Origin of the sequence: Salinicola sp. CPA57 (assembly GCF_003206035.1) — a bacterium.
GTDB lineage: Bacteria > Pseudomonadota > Gammaproteobacteria > Pseudomonadales > Halomonadaceae > Salinicola > Salinicola socius.
Genome location: NZ_PZJR01000003.1, coordinates 460,013 through 476,711, shown reverse-complemented (window position 1 = coordinate 476,711; position 16,699 = coordinate 460,013). Strand labels below are relative to the sequence as shown.

At 61.2% G+C, this 16,699-nt stretch carries 16 protein-coding genes; 6 read left to right on the top strand and 10 right to left on the bottom strand.

All coding sequences use genetic code 11. The annotated features are described in order from the left end of the window. Nucleotides 1–59: 59 nt before the first annotated feature. Nucleotides 60–464, bottom strand: coding sequence for a glycine cleavage system protein GcvH (gene gcvH, locus DOM36_RS04500; protein WP_075568674.1), 405 nt, complete (start codon nt 462–464; stop codon nt 60–62). 510 nt (nt 465–974) lie between these two features. Here gcvH and DOM36_RS04495 point away from each other — a divergent pair. Both DOM36_RS04495 and gcvT read left to right on the top strand, forming a co-directional pair. Beyond that, nucleotides 975–2,363 carry a sodium:alanine symporter family protein gene (locus DOM36_RS04495; RefSeq protein WP_110641917.1) on the top strand — a complete coding sequence of 463 codons (1,389 nt, stop codon included), beginning with the start codon at nt 975–977 and terminating at the stop codon, nt 2,361–2,363. A 38-nt stretch (nt 2,364–2,401) separates the two neighbouring features. Then, nucleotides 2,402–3,514: a glycine cleavage system aminomethyltransferase GcvT gene (gcvT, locus tag DOM36_RS04490; protein WP_075568675.1), complete on the top strand. Its 1,113-nt coding sequence runs from the start codon at nt 2,402–2,404 to the stop codon at nt 3,512–3,514. 226 nt (nt 3,515–3,740) lie between these two features. Here gcvT and DOM36_RS04485 read toward each other — a convergent pair whose 3' ends face one another. The 5 genes from DOM36_RS04485 to DOM36_RS04465 all read right to left on the bottom strand — a co-directional run bounded on the left by DOM36_RS04485 (nt 3,741) and on the right by DOM36_RS04465 (nt 7,890). Beyond that, on the bottom strand, nt 3,741–4,358 hold the full coding sequence (locus DOM36_RS04485) for an alpha-ketoglutarate-dependent dioxygenase AlkB (protein ID WP_075568676.1): 618 nt from the start codon (nt 4,356–4,358) through the stop codon (nt 3,741–3,743). Nucleotides 4,359–4,369: 11 nt separating this feature from the next. After that, on the bottom strand, nt 4,370–4,924 hold the full coding sequence (locus DOM36_RS04480; RefSeq protein WP_075568677.1) for a phosphatase PAP2 family protein: 555 nt from the start codon (nt 4,922–4,924) through the stop codon (nt 4,370–4,372). Continuing rightward, complete coding sequence (locus tag DOM36_RS04475) at nt 4,893–6,050, bottom strand: glycosyltransferase family 1 protein (protein ID WP_110641526.1); 1,158 nt, start codon at nt 6,048–6,050, stop codon at nt 4,893–4,895. The genes DOM36_RS04480 and DOM36_RS04475 overlap by 32 nt, the downstream gene beginning before the upstream one ends. A gap of 137 nt (nt 6,051–6,187) precedes the next feature. Beyond that, complete coding sequence (locus DOM36_RS04470) at nt 6,188–7,075, bottom strand: M23 family metallopeptidase (RefSeq protein WP_083941470.1); 888 nt, start codon at nt 7,073–7,075, stop codon at nt 6,188–6,190. Then, nucleotides 7,015–7,890, bottom strand: coding sequence for an acyltransferase (locus DOM36_RS04465; RefSeq protein ID WP_075568679.1), 876 nt, complete (start codon nt 7,888–7,890; stop codon nt 7,015–7,017). Before DOM36_RS04465 ends, DOM36_RS04470 begins: the two co-directional genes overlap by 61 nt. A 438-nt stretch (nt 7,891–8,328) precedes the next feature. Between DOM36_RS04465 and DOM36_RS04460 the strand changes: the two genes are divergently transcribed. Continuing rightward, complete coding sequence (locus DOM36_RS04460; RefSeq protein ID WP_075568680.1) at nt 8,329–9,645, top strand: MFS transporter; 1,317 nt, start codon at nt 8,329–8,331, stop codon at nt 9,643–9,645. Nucleotides 9,646–9,799: 154 nt separating this feature from the next. Here the strand turns inward: DOM36_RS04460 and DOM36_RS04455 are convergent, their stop codons facing one another. The 4 genes from DOM36_RS04455 to DOM36_RS04440 all read right to left on the bottom strand — a co-directional run bounded on the left by DOM36_RS04455 (nt 9,800) and on the right by DOM36_RS04440 (nt 13,160). Next, the gene (locus DOM36_RS04455; RefSeq protein ID WP_075568681.1) at nt 9,800–10,069 is read right to left on the bottom strand and encodes a GrxA family glutaredoxin; all 270 of its coding nucleotides are present in this window, start codon (nt 10,067–10,069) and stop codon (nt 9,800–9,802) included. A 150-nt stretch (nt 10,070–10,219) separates the two neighbouring features. Next, on the bottom strand, nt 10,220–11,059 hold the full coding sequence (locus tag DOM36_RS04450) for an inositol monophosphatase family protein (RefSeq protein ID WP_232823723.1): 840 nt from the start codon (nt 11,057–11,059) through the stop codon (nt 10,220–10,222). An 82-nt stretch (nt 11,060–11,141) separates the two neighbouring features. Beyond that, nucleotides 11,142–11,696: a response regulator transcription factor gene (locus tag DOM36_RS04445; protein ID WP_110641524.1), complete on the bottom strand. Its 555-nt coding sequence runs from the start codon at nt 11,694–11,696 to the stop codon at nt 11,142–11,144. A gap of 192 nt (nt 11,697–11,888) precedes the next feature. Next, nucleotides 11,889–13,160, bottom strand: a complete 1,272-nt coding sequence (locus DOM36_RS04440) for an ATP-binding protein (protein WP_075568683.1) — start codon at nt 13,158–13,160, stop codon at nt 11,889–11,891. A gap of 389 nt (nt 13,161–13,549) precedes the next feature. On the opposite strand from DOM36_RS04440, the gene DOM36_RS04435 reads away from it, so the two are divergent. From DOM36_RS04435 to DOM36_RS04425, 3 genes are all read left to right on the top strand, one after another. After that, nucleotides 13,550–15,139: a peptide chain release factor 3 gene (locus tag DOM36_RS04435; protein WP_110641522.1), complete on the top strand. Its 1,590-nt coding sequence runs from the start codon at nt 13,550–13,552 to the stop codon at nt 15,137–15,139. A gap of 233 nt (nt 15,140–15,372) precedes the next feature. Continuing rightward, nucleotides 15,373–15,858, top strand: a complete 486-nt coding sequence (mscL, locus tag DOM36_RS04430; RefSeq protein ID WP_075568685.1) for a large-conductance mechanosensitive channel protein MscL — start codon at nt 15,373–15,375, stop codon at nt 15,856–15,858. 45 nt (nt 15,859–15,903) lie between these two features. Further along, nucleotides 15,904–16,692, top strand: coding sequence for a TatD family hydrolase (locus DOM36_RS04425; protein WP_110641915.1), 789 nt, complete (start codon nt 15,904–15,906; stop codon nt 16,690–16,692). Nucleotides 16,693–16,699: the final 7 nt, after the last annotated feature.

Genomic DNA, 16,699 nt, shown 5'->3' with positions numbered 1-16,699 from the left:
CCGCTCGGTGGTGATCGCCACCGAACGGTCAGGACGCGAAGACGATGGAAGCGCGCCGCTCAGTCGTTCTGATCTTCCTCGGCGGCGACCAGCTCGTTGTAGGCTTCTGCCGACATCAGCGATTCCAGATCGGCCTGATCCGCCAGCTGCAGCTTGAGCAACCAACCGTCACTGTAGGGGGAATCGTTGACGGTCTCCGGGCTATCTTCCAGCGCCTCATTGACCTCGACGATTTCGCCCGCCAGTGGAGAGTAGAGGTCGGATGCAGCCTTGACCGATTCGATGACACCGAACTCGTCGCCCGCATCCAGTTCGCGACCCGCTTCCGGCAATTCGACGAAGACCACGTCACCCAACGCTTCCTGGGCGTGATCGGTGATACCGACGGTGACGGTGCCATCACCGTTGTCGAGCACCCATTCGTGGCTGTCGGTGTAGAGCAGGTTGTTGGGAATGTCGCTCATGAGGGTTTCCTATACGAAACAATTTTCGGAACGGGGAATTTTGGTGAGTATTATGCATCAATACCGCAGCGATTGGCATAGCCTCACCTGCTTCCCGCTCTGCCTGATGGGATTAGCGCTACTAGATTGAGCCTAGATCCAAAAAACGTCCAGTCTCGCAATGCCGTTCTCCGCCATGCCCGGTTGACTCGGCCTCTGAGGCGGGCGATCCCTCTCTGCCAGGCGGTGTCTTCAGTTGCCAGTTCAAGCGATCACGTTCAAGGCCTTCACGATACGGCGCCGATGGTCCAAGGCACGGGTTTCTTATTGGAAACACCGGCGCCATTCGCTAAGGTGGCGTCAAGCGCCGACAGGCGCTGAATGATACTGGATGAATGCTTTGGGATAATTGTGAATACGTAGTTGAATCCTCTATCGTTGCCCCGTTTTGACCTTTAGAGATCGTTCGCGGCAATCAACGCACACGTTAGCCCGTTCGACAGCAACAATAACGCGATAATGGAGTTCGACGTGGACCAACTCAACACGATATTCAGCGCTATCAACGGTGTGGTCTGGGGCCCGCTGATGCTGATCCTGCTATTCGGCGTCGGCATCTATCTACAGCTGGGCCTCAAGTTGCTGCCCATTCGCAAGCTTGGGCTCGGCTTCAGCCTGTTATGGCGCGGACGCCGCAGCGACGCTGATAGCCATGACGAAGGTGAGATATCCCCGTTCAATGCACTGATGACGGCGCTATCGGCGACGATCGGCACTGGCAATATCGCTGGTGTTGCCACGGCCATTGCGCTCGGTGGACCGGGTGCGGTGTTCTGGATGTGGTTGACCGCCTTGGTCGGAATGGCAACGAAATTCGCCGAGGCGGTACTGGCGGTGCGTTACCGTCAGACGGATTCCAATGGCGATCACGTCGGCGGGCCGATGTATTACATCCGAAATGGCCTGGGCAAGCGCTGGGCCTGGTTGGGCGGAATGTTTGCGTTCTTTGGCGCCGTGGCGGCGTTCGGGATCGGCAATACCGTCCAGGCCAACTCGGTGGCGGATGCGCTGACGACGTCGTTTGGTGTTCCGGCCTGGCTGACCGGCGTCATCATCATGGTACTTGCCGGCGCGGTCATTCTGGGGGGCATCAAGCGTATTTCCAGTGTTGCCGGCAAACTGGTGCCTTTGATGGCCGTGGCATATTTCGCGGCGGGCGCGGTCGTATTGATCATCAGCGCCGATCAGATTGGTGGCGCATTGGGTACGATTTTCACGCATGCGTTTCAGCCGATCGCGGCCAGCGGCGGTTTTGCCGGTGCCGCGGTAGCAGCAGCCATTCGTTTCGGCGTGGCGCGGGGGATCTTTTCCAACGAGGCCGGTCTCGGGAGCGCACCCATCGCCCATGCTGCAGCTCAGACGCGCAACCCGGTGCGTCAGGGATTGATTGCCATGCTGGGGACTTTCATCGATACCCTTGTCGTCTGCACCATGACGGCCCTGGTGATCCTGACTTCGACACACTGGCTGGATGGCGAGAGTGGTGCGGCGTTGACGTCGTTGTCGTTCGATAGTGCCTTGCCGGGCGTGGGGCAGCACATCGTGGCGATTGCCTTGTCGATATTCGCTTTCACCACGATCCTGGGCTGGTCGTTCTACGGCGAGAAGTGCTTTCAGTATCTGTTTGGCGATCGGGCTATCCTGCTGTATCGGATCCTGTTCGTGCTGGCGGTGCCGATCGGTGCGATGGCGAAACTGGACTTGATCTGGCTGGTGGCGGACACCTTCAATGCGATGATGGCGATCCCCAACCTGATTGCTCTGGCGTTGCTGTCGCCGGTCGTTTTCAAACTGACTCGCGATCACTTCGCCGGCAAGACGGTGCTGCCGGGCGAGGCGCTGGAAGATCGCGACCGGTAAGCATGAATGCTTCAATCTGCCCTTAACTGGAGACATCGATGTCGACTATGAAACAGACCCCGCTGTTCGCGCTGCATCAGGAGCTCGGTGGCAAGATGGTGCCGTTCGCCGGCTACAGCATGCCCGTGCAGTATCCGCTTGGCGTCAAGAAGGAGCACGAGCACACGCGCAAGGCCTGTGGTCTGTTCGATGTCTCCCATATGGGGCAGGTGAAGGTGACCGGCCCCTCTCCTGCCAAGGCGATGGAAACCCTGGTCACTGCCGATGTGGTCGGGCTGGCCGAAGGTGGCCAACGTTACGCACTGTTCACCAATAGCGAGGGCGGCGTTCTGGATGACCTGATGATCGTCAATCACGGCGACTCGCTCTACGTGGTCGTCAACGCGGCATGCAAGGATCAGGACATCGCATTGATGCGCACCGGTCTGGGTACCGGCCATGATGTCGAAACTCTGGATCGCGGGCTGCTGGCACTGCAAGGCCCGCAAGCGCGGGACGTCATGCAGCGTCTGTGTCCGGCTGCCTGCGAACTGGTATTCATGCAGCATGCTCGCTTCGACGTCATGGGCCATGAAATATGGGTCAGTCGTAGCGGATATACCGGTGAGGACGGTTTCGAGATCTCGGTGCCGGCCGAGGCAGCCGAAGCGCTGGCACGATGGTTCCTCGACCAGCCGGAAGTCGAGCCGATCGGACTGGGTGCGCGCGATTCGTTGCGTCTCGAGGCCGGTCTGTGCCTGTACGGCCACGATATCGACACCACCACGACACCTGTCGAAGCGAGTCTTTCCTGGGCCGTCGGTAAATCGAGGCGAGTCGGAGGCGAGCGCGAAGCCGGCTTCCCTGGGGCCGATATGGTGCTCCATCAGTTGCAGGCCAAGGATCATCGTCGCCGTCGGGTCGGACTGATTGGCGAAGGTCGGGCGCCGGTCAGAGAGGGAGCCACCTTATTTGACGCCGACGATAGGGAAGTCGGGCGCGTCACGTCGGGTAGCTTCGGCCCTAGTGTCGGGGCGCCCGTCGCCATGGCGTACGTCGTCATCGAAGCGGCCGAGAAAGGCGCGACGCTCTACGCCGATGTTCGTGGCAAGCGCCTGCCGATGGTGATCAGCTCAATGCCTTTCGTGGCGGCTAACTACTTTCGGGGTTAATGGCCACCGAAGCTAACGCCGGCATGCATCGCAAAGAGCCGAATCGATCTGTCTGAGAAAAGTCCAGGTCATCATTTATACCGTTATATTGGTGACGCCTCCCTGAAGCGGGAGGCGTTTTGTCTGGACTTGTCATCACCCCTGCCAGGGGGCTGATCTCGGTCCTGCAGCTATCGGTCCTGCAGATCTCGTTGAAGAGCCAGGGGAATGGCCGTCGGGTGAAGCGCTAGACGATGCGGCGGAAGGTGAGGTTGATGCGGCTACCCTCGATGGCGCGTGGCGCCAGCGCGTGCTGCCATCGAGTCTGGGCGCCGGGGCCCATCAGCAGAAGGCTGCCATGGGGTAGCCAGACGTTGAACGCGCCTCGAACGGCACCCGCTTTTTCCCGAAACCGGAGAGGGCGCTCACTGCCGAGCGATACCGAGGCCACGATGGGATTCTCACCAAGTTCCGGCTCGTCGTCGCTGTGCCAGCCCATGCGTTGCTCGCCACTCGCGTAGCGATTCAGCAGCACGCTGTTGAATTCGGTAACGGGCAAGTCGTGAGCCCGCAAGCTCCGCTGAACCCGATCGCGTAGCCTCTCGACCAGCGGATGCCATGATCGCGGCTGGAACGTGCGGCCGGAGTAGCGATAGCGGGCGTCACTGTCTCCCATCCAGCATTGGGATCGAGGAATGGTGTGCTGCCGGCCGTAGAGTCGCAGGGTGGGAGACTCCCACTCGATCTCGTTATCGAGTGCATCGTGGAGACGTGAGGCTCCGTCGGTCGATAGGAAGTGCGGGTGTAAAGCCAGCAGGGGAGAGTCTTCAATCTGTTGCCATTCGCTGTTATCGGGATCGGGCATGACGATGGCCTTCAGCCCCAGATGAACAGAGCGGCAAGCCCGCTGCACCAGGCCAGGATCGCCCCGATCAGCGCGCCGACGATGACGTCGCTGACGTAGTGCAGTCCCAGCACGACGCGCGAGACTGCGATCAGGCCAGCGAGAGGAAGCACGACAGGCAGTAGCTGCGGGCTGGTAGCGCCAATCAGGCAACTGAACATCACGGCATGCAATGTATGCCCGCTGGGGAAGCTGTAGCGGTCGACCGGCGGCATCGTGCAACGAATCGTGGTAAACGTGATGTAGGGGCGCTCGCGACACAGTCGAGTCTTGAGAAGACGATATATCAGGGCTGCCACGCTGGCGGTAAGACCCCAGTGTGCCGCGATCAGCCAGCCTTGATTCCCGTGCAGCAGGGGTTGGATCAAGGCGAACGCGACCCAGGCTGGCCAGTCGCCAAGTCGACTGACGACGCGAAACAGCCAGAGCGTCGGGGTATGACGGGAGAATTCCGCCAACCAGTGGCTGAGCCGGCTTTCGGCGCGGTCCAGCTGCTCAAACGTGGGACGTGGAATGCGTGGCGGCATGTTGAGTTCCCTGGACCTGAATCAGATGGGCAAGAAAGCGGTCACCGATATGGGCCCAACTCAGGCCCGAGGCTCGTTGACGCGCCTGGCGTCCCAGGCGGGCGTAAAACGCCGGCTGGCGGCAGAGTTCGCTGGCCGCATCCATGAAATCCTGATTTCCCTCCGGTGCGATCAGGCGTCCATCGACACCGTCGGTTATCAGTTCCTTGGCCGCGGCGTGATCGAAAGCCACCACCGCGAGCCCGCTGGCCATGGCTTCCGGTACCACATTGCCGAAGGTTTCCGATAGCGAGGGAAAGATGAACATGTCCGCGCTGGCGTAATGGCTGGCAAGCGCTTCGCCGGTTTGGAAACCGGTGAAGATGGCATCCGGCAGGCGTCTGGCGATCGTCTTGCGGGCAGGGCCATCGCCGACCAGCACCTGCACCAGCGACGGATTGGCACGCTGCATGGCGGCCATCGTCTCGGCCAGCAGATCGATATTCTTCTCGGCGGCCAACCGCCCTACGTAAAGCGCCACGGGCTGCTGGGGGCCAGCCCCCCATTGACGTCTCAGTTCGGCATCGCGATGTCCCGGGTTGTAGCGAACGGCGTCGACGCCTCTCGCCAGCACCGAGACACGGCGATAGCCGGAACGCTCGAGCGTCTGTTTCTGGGCCGAGGTGGGAACCAGCGTCGCTTCGCAGCGATTGTGGAAATAACGCAACCCGCGCCGGGCAATGGGGATGCTCCAGCCGAGGTGGTAGTTGCTGGCGTACTGATCGAAATTGGTATGAAACCCGCTGACGACCGGAATCTGCAGGCGCCGGGCGGCGTTCAGGGCTGACCACCCCAGTGGCCCTTCGGTCGCGATATAAATCGCATCCGGGCGCTCCTGCCGCCACAGACGCATCAGTCGCCGCCGGCACGGCAGGCCGACGTGTACGTCGGCGTAGATCGGTAGCGCGATACCCCGGACATGGACATCCCGTTCCGCCAAAGGGTCGAGTTTGGCGTCCGCCGGATCGGGGCGGATCAGCTGCAACAGGACGCCCTTGGAGACCAGATGGCTGGCGAGATGGCTAAGCGTGTGAGCAACGCCGTTGACCTCCGGCGCCCATGTTTCACTGACCAGGGCTATACGCATTGTTACCACTCCTTCCACGCCGGCGAAGTTGCCGAAATCCCCGGTCCGACGCCGATCGTGTTTGATCCTGTCTTCGATCCTGCGGGGTACCGATGACGTCAATGTGTCACGCTGATGACGAATGCATGACATGCCAATCAGCGTAGCACGCGCGCGGGATCCACGGGTTTGCCGCCATGACGAAGATCGAACAACAGGTGATGGCGGCTACTGCCGCTCTCCTGGCCGATTTCGCAAACGGGGGCGCCGCTCGAGACGGATTGTCCTTCGGAGACCATCAGCTTGTCGCAGAAGGCATAGACGCTCTGCATGTTGTCGGCGTGGTGGAGAATCACCACCTGGCCCAGCTGTCGCATGCCGCTGGCGAATCGAACCTTGCCCGAGGTCGTGGCCTTGGCAACCGCCGGCCCCGGTGTCGACATCATCATGGGCTGCAGGGTGCCGTGGGCATCCCGACCGAAACGGCGCTCGATAGCGTAATTGTCCAGAGGCCACTGCCATCCGCGAGCCGACGCGGGAAGCGGGCCGGGGTCCGGCAGGGATCTCGAAGCCGCCGGTGTCGACGCCGCACGGGTACCGCCGGATGAACCGCCACTGAGCGGCACCTGAATCAGCTGCCCGACAGCCAGATCGGCGGGATCGATACCGCTGTTGGCGGTCTGGACACGCTGGGGATTGGCACCGAAATGGCGTGCGATCGAATAGATCGAATCGCCGCGCCTAACTTGATATCGGTACGGTCCGCCGCCCGGGGCTCGTTCCTGGCTCGACGGCAGCATCAGGCGCTGGCCGACCGCCAGTCGGCGAGAATCCACCCCTGGATTGAAACGTTGCAGGCGGAGGAGCGGGATTCCGGCCTGATCAGCGATCTTTCCGAGCGTGTCGCCGCGCTGTACGGTCACCCATCCGCCACCGTCGGCAATACGGGTGCCGCCGCCGCTGGCGCAACCGCCAAGCAGGAGCATCACTCCCAGGAGAAGGAGGAGAGCGCCGCGTCTTTTTCCTGCCACCGTGAATTCAACCATGTGTAGAAACGTTCCTTGTAATGAGCATCGTCGTAGCTCCCCTCCAGCATCCATTCCGGTCTGTCGAGACATTTCGCGATGATCGCGACGTCCCGCTCGCGACCACACAGGAAATCCCAGAAGTTGGGCGTCCCGCGACGATAATGCAGGGTGACGTCGATGATGCCGTCCAGACGCGATCCCAATAGCCCGATGACCTGGGCGATTCCGCCGGCCTTGGGTCGCAACAGATGGCGGTAGGGGCTCTGCTGCTGGCGCTGCTTTTCCTGCGTGAATCGAGTCCCTTCGACGAAGTTGTAGATCGTCATCGGCATCTCGCGGGCATGTTCGCACATCCGCAACGTCGCCTCACGATCCCGCCTGGCCAGCCCGGGATTGCGGGCGAGCTTCTCGCGACTGTAGCGGCGCATGAAGGGGAATTCGAGCGCCCACCAGGCGAGTCCGACGATCGGGACAAGGATCAGCTCCCGCTTGAGGAAGAATTTGGGCATAGCCATGCGTCCCGTCAGCACGTAGAGCATGACGATGATATCCGTCCAGCTCTGATGATTGGCCATGACCAGCCACCATTGGCGACGAGAGAGCGTTTCCGGAATGTCGGCCCGGATCTGTGGATGAATCCAGTGCCGAATCCAGACGTTGTTGGTTCTTATCCACGCAAGAGCGACCCAATGCAGCCCGCCGAGCACGCGCAAACGCCAGCGCCGAACGGGCGTCACCAGTTTGACCGCGGTCAGCATGACCAGGGGGACGCCCCAGAAAAGCGTATTGAGAACCAGCAACAGGACGCTGATGCAACCCTTCAGGGTCGACATGCCATTCTCCATCAATGACTTGGGTTCAATGTTACTGGAATGTCTTCAGACTGCACAGCGCTCGGACGACAATGCCGGCCCGCAACGACAGCGAGTCGGCGGGACCAGCCAGCTCTGGCGATAAAGAATGAGATTTGCCATTGACGAAAAACTGACCAATTTAAGACAAGCAGGGATAGGGACCGCCGAGCACTGCGCTTCGCCACCGGAAATGCACAGTGTTATCCACAGAAGATGTGAATAATTCGGATCGGCGCACAGATCGTGGACGTGACAGCCATCGGCGAAGAACCATGCTGCATGATCTCGGCAAGATCGCCCTTGAATTGGTAGACTGCCGCGCGCTTTCGCCTCCTGTTACGGCGAAGCACCGCTCATTGATCCTAATCGATGCCATTCGTCGACTGAATTTTTCAACGTCGCTGCCAGGAGACTCTGTTGCGTTCACTACCCGCGACTCTACCGATTCTGTTTCTTTGCGAAATCAGCTTTCTGCTCGGGCACGGGTTGATCATGACGCTGCTCGGCGTGCGCATGTCGTTGGAGGCGTTCCCGTCGCAGATGGCAGGCTTGCTCATGTCCTGCTTCTCGCTTGGCTTCGTTGCCGGCAGCTACTGGCTCGAAAAACGCATACGCAGCGTTGGCCATATCCGAGTCTTTGCCGCCTGTGCGGCGCTGCTGTCCGCCACCGCGATCCTTCATGGCCTGTGGGTCAATCCTTGGGCCTGGCTGGTCTGGCGGTTGTTCGGCGGCGCGGCGACGGCGGGGCTGTTGATGGTGATGGAGTCTTGGGTGTCCGGCGAGTCGACCAACGAGAACCGGGGCCGGGTGCTGGGGTGGTATCTGGTGATTTCGACGCTGTCGCTGGCAGGTGGACAGTGGATGCTGAACATGGCCGATCCTGGCACCTTCGTGCTGTTTTCCATCGCGGGCGTGCTGTTTGCCCTGTCGCTGGTACCGCTGTCGATCCATCGCATCCAGGGACCCTTGCGCAGCAGTCACGACGTGTCCGCCAAGATCTCCATGCGCGAACTGATGAAACGCGCTCCGGTGGGGCTGGTAGGGGCCTTCGTCGCCGGGTTGATGGTGCAGGCGTTCTTTGCCATGACGCCATATTATGGGCAGGAGATCGGGCTCACCACAGCGCAGACAGCGAAGTTCATGTCGATAACGACCCTGGTGGCACTGATCGCACAGTGGACGCTCGGGCGCGTCTCGGATCGTTTCGATCGGCGCAAGGTCATTCTGTGCATGGCGCTGGTGATGACGATCTCCGGAGTGATGATCGTCTTCGCGGCGCGCTCGAGTTACTGGCTGCTGGTTTTCGTGGCCAGCTTCCACACCGCGATGCTGCACACGCTTTACTCGCTGAGCCTGGCCCACACCCACGATTGGCTGGAGCCCGAGGAGACGATCCAGGCCAACGCCAAGATCCTGATGTGTTATGGCGTGGGTTCGGTGGTCGGGCCGTTCAGCGCATCACTGCTGATGCATAGCATGGGTCCGGATGGACTTTGGCTGTTCCTGGGCGCAGCAGCGTTGGGACTCGCGGCTTTCATCGCCTATCGCCTGTGGCGCCGCGAACCGGTCATGGCGCCGGAAGAGCAGGAACCCTACATGCCGCTGGTGCCGATGGTGGAATCGACCCACTACATCAATGAGCTGGATCCCCGCCACGGACCTCATCAATACGAGCTGAATCTGGAAGGGGACCTGGCGCCGGGACATGACGACTCGGGCTATTCGCCGGCTTGACGCGGTCGCGTGCGCCCGCAATGCCGAGACCGACGCCCACGGTCTATCCAGAGTGGGTGAGACAGGTTCGGTAGGACAGGTTCGGTAGGACGGGCCAGTAACGACAGAAGCCGGCACAGGCCGGCTTCCGGGATCTATCTCACATCGACTTCGGTCAGGCGTTCTCGGGCATCAGGGCCTTGTCCTGAACGTACTGATCGAATTCAGTGAAACCACCGACATGCGTCTGGTCGACGAAGATCTGCGGTACGGTTTCCACCGGTTTGCCGATGGTCTTCTCCATATCGGCCTTGGTGATGCCTTCGGCGTGAATGTCGATATAGCGAAAGTCGAAGTCTTCGCGAGCTTCCTTCAGCTTTTCGGCCAGCTCCTTGGCGCGAACGCAGAACGGGCAACCGGGGCGGCCGAAGATGACGGTCAGCATCGATGGTTCTCCTGAATCGGATAGTGAAAAGGTCGGAAAAGTAAGATGGGGGTTATTCTTTCGTATTAAACCCAACCGGCCCAATAGAGTCTCGCTACATGCCCCATTGCACGCTGCTATCGGGCCCGGTCGGCGGGCTTGGCCGTGAAGCTAGGGATTGGGCGCGTGCCCGGCGTCGAAGCGCTGTCCCGCATCGGCATCGCGTAGCAGATTCGCCAACGGTGCATGGATACCCGGGGCGCTGACCAGCAGGTTTTCACCGTAGAGCTCGGCGGGCAGCCCTTCGGGACACGCGTAGAGATGGCTGGTGCTGGCACCGGCCTCGCGCGCGATCAGCAGTCCCGCGGCGAAATCCCACGGGAGAACACTCTCGTAGTAGGCATCCAGCTGACCGCAGCCGACGTGGCAGAGATCCAGCGCCGCAGAGCCGTTGCGACGAACGTCGCGGCAGGCATGAAGCACGTGGTTGAGACGTCTGATCAGCGGCGCGCGACGGTCGCGAGCGTACGGGAACCCGGTGGCGACCAGGCTCCGTTCCAGGGTTTTCGACTGGCTGCAGGCCATCGGCTGCTCATTGAGCTGCGCGCCTTGGCCGCGTACGGCAGTAAAGGTTTCTCCGAGGAAGGGTGCATGAACCACGCCCAGATGGACCTCCCCGTCGACTGCCCAGGCGATCGATATCGCGACATGCGCGTGACCGTAGGCGAAATTGACAGTGCCGTCGATGGGATCGACGATCCAGAGCGAGCCACGCTGTTCGAGCTGGCTGCGATCCGGCGCCAACTCCTCGGTCAGCCGGGCCTCGCCGGGGAACAGCGATTCCAGCTCGTCGGCGATCATCTGGTCGACGGCGACATCCACCTCGGTCACCAGTTCGTCACCCCCCTTGTATTGGCGGGTGAAATTTTGCTGCTGACGTGCCTGGACGATCATGTCGCCGGCCTGGCGGGCAATACGCATCATCTGCTCGAGGCGTTGGGGGTGCTTCACGTTAGGCTCCTGGCGGAGAAAATGAATTCGCAAGGCTGATCCGAACTGTCGGCCCTGTGGTTTCGGTCACGGGCTTTGTCGATCAATGTCTCACCGGGCGTTTCTGCAGTTTACGTTGCAGCGTCCGACGGTGCATGCCCAGCGCCCGGGCGGTCGCCGAGATATTGCCGTCGTGCTCGTGCAGCACTTTCTGGATGTGCTCCCAGGTGATCCGGTTCACCGATGGCGGGTTGTCGGCGATTTCCACATCGACGTCGCCGCTCTTGCGCTCGAGCGACTGCAGGATCTCGTCGGCGTCGGCGGGTTTGCAGAGATAGTTGGTCGCGCCCAGTTTCATCGCCTCCACGGCAGTGGCAATGCTCGAGTAGCCGGTCAGCACGACCACGCGGCATGACGGGGCCACTTCCAGTAGTGCAGGCAGCAGCTTCAGGCCCGAATCTGACTCCAGCTTGAGATCGAGCGTTGCCAGCGCGGGTGGAGCCTCCCGTGCCGCCGCCAGTGCCTCATCGTAAGTATGGGCAACGACCACGTCGTAGCCGCGGCGGCGCATGGCGCGCTCCATCACAAAGCAGAGCTGTTCGTCGTCGTCGACGATCAGCAGACGTTCCTGATCGCCTGTTCGTTGCGAGTCATTCATCACTGAATCCTCCTGTCGCTGAATCTTTCCGGCACGGGTTCTTGCTGACCCTGAACCGGGTTGATCTGAAACGCTCTGGTCGATTCCTTTGGCCCTGAATCCCTCTGGTCCTGAATTTCCATGGTCCCGAATTTCCATGGTTGCGAATTTCCGTGACGCTGAATGTCATGGGCCAGGCGGGGAACGCCAACGCTACAGGCTTTCGCCAGCCATGACGCGGGGGAGCTTGACCTCGGTCAAGGTACCGCCTTCTTCATGGTTGTAGAGACTCACGCCGCCGCCGAAGCGATTGACGGTGGCGTGGGTCAGAAACAGGCCGATGCCCATGCCCTTGCTCTTGGTCGAGATAAAGGTGTCGCCTAGCTGGTCCGCGATCGACATCGGGATGCCCGGGCCCTTATCCCGAATGTCGATGACCACCTCTTCGGCATTCCAGTCGAGAGTGGTGACGATGGCATCGGGGCTGGCGTCGGCGGCGTTGTTGAGCAGGTTGATCAGTGCCTGCTCCAGGGTCGCATCCACCGCAATGCTCGGCTGGCCACGCTTGCCGAGTACCTCCAGCCGGTGCTGGACATCGGGCCGCAACACCAGCCAGCGCTGGATGAGATTCTCGAGCCAGGGCATTGCGCGCATCGTTTCGGGCTTTTCGAGGCGGCGGCGGTCGGCATTCGCGACAAGCGTCTGCAGCCGCTGCTTGCAGGTATCGACCTGCTTGCGCAGTAGATCGATATCTTCCACCAGCGCGGTTTGCTGACCGGCCTCATGACGCATCTCGTTGAGCAGGACGGCCATCGTCGACAAGGGGGAACCGAGCTCGTGGGCGGTGCCGGCGGCCTGCGTTGCCACCGCCAGAATCTGCTCGTTGCGCAGCGCCGCCTCGCGCGTCCGGGACAGTGTCATGTCCCGTCGGCGAAGGGTGTGGGCCATCTTGAAGATGAAGAAGGTCAACAGGCTGCCGGAGAGGATGAAATTCAGCCACATGCCCAGAGTATGCAGCTGTACGCCGAACACGATGGTGCTATTGGTCAGTTGGGGGACCGGCTGATAGACGAGCATCATCGTTGTATAGCTGGCGGTGGCCGCCACGGCGATGATCCAGGCATAGGACCAGGGGAGCGTGGCCGCGGCGATACCCAGCGGAACCAGTAGATAGGTGATGAAGGGGTTGGTCGAGCCGCCGGTGTAGTAGAACAGCAGACTCAGCCCGGCGATATCGATCAGCCAGTGCAGCAGATACTCGGTATCGGTGACGGCGCGCGGCCGACCCAGGCGCCACCATGTGGCCACGTTGAACAGACCCATCGCGACGATGACGCTGATGACCGGCAGCACATGCAACTGAAAGCCAAGCACTTCGATACCGAAGATGATGGCGGCGAGAAAGCCGGTCCAGGTAATCCCGCGGACGATCGTCAGGCGAACCAGGTTGCGGTTCGGCGTCGCGAGCGGAAGCGGCTGCAGCATGATCTCTCCGGATCGAGTCGGGGCACGGTCGTCGGTCGAATGCCGGTGGGCGGCTGACTCGATATCGCTGCCCGGGCACGCGTCATGTTACCGCATGCCAGGATCGGGCGTGAGCCCATGGGTGCCAGTCATTGACGGAAAGCGGGGCGCCCGTTTGTCGCAGGTGGCGGCCCGTCAAGGCGATGTCGCCGGTACCTTAAAAAGGATCGGGGCGATTTCCACTTTGAGATGATGCAGTTAACGCCGCTTGGTCACGCCGACGTGGGCCCGGCGGCGGCTACAACTCTTTCCGCTCAACGCGTACAATCGCTGCCATCTTCGATTCTCCGCGCACTCGCGACCCTCTTCCAATGGTTCGCGTGAGTCGCCTCTAGTCAGTGAAGCCACACATGTCAGATGCTCAGCTTGCCCAGGAAGCGGCGCTTCGCCGCACGTTCGCCATTATCAGTCACCCGGATGCGGGCAAGACGACGATCACCGAAAAGATGCTGCTGTTCGGTAACGCCATTCAGCTGGCGGGTTCGGTCAAGAGCAAGCGGGCCGAGCGCCACGCCACCTCCGACTGGATGAAAATGGAGCAGGAACGTGGCATCTCGGTCACCACGTCGGTGATGCAGTTTCCCTACAACGGACGCATCGTCAACCTGCTCGATACGCCCGGCCACGAGGATTTCTCGGAGGACACCTATCGCACCTTGACCGCGGTGGACTCCGCGCTGATGGTCATCGATGCGGCCAAGGGGGTCGAGGATCGGACCATCAAGCTGATGGAAGTCTGTCGACTGAGGACGACGCCGATTCTGACCTTCGTCAACAAGATGGATCGGGACACCCGGGATCCGATCGAAGTCATGGACGAGATCGAGACGGTCCTGAACATCCAGTGCGCACCGATGACCTGGCCCATCGGCATGGGGCGCCAGTTCAAGGGTGTCTATCATCTCTATGATGATGTGGTTCATCTCTATACCCAGGGCCAGGGCAACCGAATTCCGGAAGACAGGCGTATCGAGGGGTTGGACAGCGCCGACGTCGATCGGGTGCTGGGCGAGAGCGCAGCGGAAGAGCTCCGGATGGAAGTCGAGCTGGTGAGAGGCGCTTCCCACGTCTTCGACCTGGAAGCCTATCGTCGTGGAGAGCTATCGCCGGTCTACTTCGGCACCGCGATGGGCAACTTCGGCGTTCGCGAGATGCTCAACGGGTTCGTCGAGTTTGCCCCGACGCCGCAGCCGCGGGAAACCGATGCCCGTGAAGTGGTCGCCGACGACGGCCGCTTTTCCGGTTTCGTCTTCAAGATTCAGGCCAACATGGATCCCAAACATCGGGACCGGGTTGCGTTTCTGCGGATCTGCTCGGGCAAGTACGAGCGGAACATGAAGATGCGCCATGTGCGGATCGGCAAGGAGGTCAAGATCGCCGACGCGCTGACCTTCATGGCCTCCGATCGCTCCCATGTGGAAGAAGCGTGGCCGGGCGATATCATCGGGTTGCACAACCACGGCACGATCCAGATCGGCGACACCTTCACGGCGGGTGAAGATATGCGGTTCCTGGGTATCCCGCACTTTGCGCCGGAACTGTTCCGTCGTGTTCGACTTCGCGACCCGTTGAAGATGAAAGCGTTGCAGAAGGGCCTTCAGCAGCTGTCCGAAGAGGGCGCGACCCAGGTATTCCTGCCGCTGGACAACAACGATCTGATCGTCGGCGCGGTGGGCACGTTGCAGTTCGATGTCGTCGCGCATCGGCTCAAGGAAGAGTACAAGGTCGATTGTCTCTATGAGCCGGTCAATGTCCACACGGCGCGCTGGATCTACAGCAAGGATGCCAAGAAGCTCGACGAGTTCAGGCGCAAGGCGAGCACCAATCTGGCGATGGATGGCGGCGATTACCTGACCTATCTGGCGCCGACCCGGGTCAATCTGCAGATGACCCAGGAACGCTGGCCTGACATCGAGTTCAGAGCCACCCGCGAGCACTGAGCCCGAGAGTCGGCATGATTCGCCGGGCGGCCTGATCGACTCGGCCTGCAGGCCGTTTTCCGATATCGCAGCGAGCCCTCGATGTCGGAATCCACCGGCGATAGCCAGTGAGGCTATTCATCTTGCCGCCCCCTGGCGCTTGCGCCATGCTGAATCGGGTGAACCCCACGTGCCAGGCAGGCGCGATGGTTCACTTCAAGACAACCCGGTCGACCAGAAAAAGGAAAATGGCGATGGCTTCCAAGTTTCTCAAAGAGTTTCGGGAATTTGCCGTCAAGGGCAATGTCGTCGATATGGCGGTGGGTATCATCATCGGCGGCGCTTTCACCTTGATCGTGCAGAGCCTGGTGAAGAATATCTTCAACCCGGTGCTAGGGTTGCTCATTGGCGGTGTCGATTTCGCCAACTTCTTCGTCGTGCTCAAGGAGGGAGGCGCGCCCGGGCCGTACGCCACGCTGGCGGCGGCGCAGGAAGCTGGGGCCGTCACGCTGGATTACGGACTGTTTCTGAACGCGGTAATCAGTTTTCTCATCGTCGCCTTTGCCGTTTTCCTGCTGGTCAGAAGCATCAATCGCATGAAGCGCGAAGAGGCGGTCGCGCCCAAGGCACCGTCTGACAAGGCCTGCCCGCACTGCTTCATGACGATTCCAGTCAGAGCGACCAAGTGCGGTCATTGCACCGCCGATCTTCCGCCACAGGAAGAGAGCATCGCGAGCTGAATCCTAATCGTGCCGTTCGACGCGCCCCTTTTCAACGCGCCCCTTATTAACGCGCCCCTTTTCGACGCTCACTGTCATCTGGATTTCGACTGCTTTGACGCCGACCGCGGGGCCGTTTTCGAACGAGCCCGTGCGGCCGGCGTCTGTCGCTTCATGGTGCCGGGCACGACGCGCCGACGTTGGAAGCACGTTCTGGCGCTCGGCGCGCGTGAGGGCGTCGCCGTATCGCTCGGGCTGCATCCGTACTTCATCGATTCCCATGGGGATAGTGATCTGGAGGCGCTGGCGGAGGAACTGGGGCGCCACGACCGATTGGTCGCCATCGGCGAGTGTGGGATCGACGCCAGATTCGAGACGACGCTGGTGCAGCAGTGGGCACTGTTCGAAGCCCAGCTTCAACTGGCCAGGCAGCATCGGTTGCCTGTCGTCATTCACTGCGTTCATGCTGATGATCAGGTGGCCAAGCGGTTGAGGCAGCTCGACCTGCCGCGCCGGGGCCTGGTTCATGCTTTCGGTGGCAGTCCCCAGCAGGCTAGGCGGTTTCTGGATCTGGGCTACACGCTGGGGCTGGGGGGCGCCGCGACCTACGATCGGGCTCAGCGGTTGCATCGGGCGGTAACAATGATTCCTGATGACGGCTTCGTGCTGGAAACCGACAGCCCGGATATGCCGCTGTCCGGGCGCCAGGGCCAGCGCAACGAACCCGCCTACCTGATGGAGACTCTCGCCACCATTGCGAGGCTGCGGGGGCAGACGCGAGACTCTGTCGCTGCCAATGCGTGGTCCAATACGTGTCGACTGTTCGGTCTGGACGCTGACGGTCGAGCGTCGTAACCGGCGC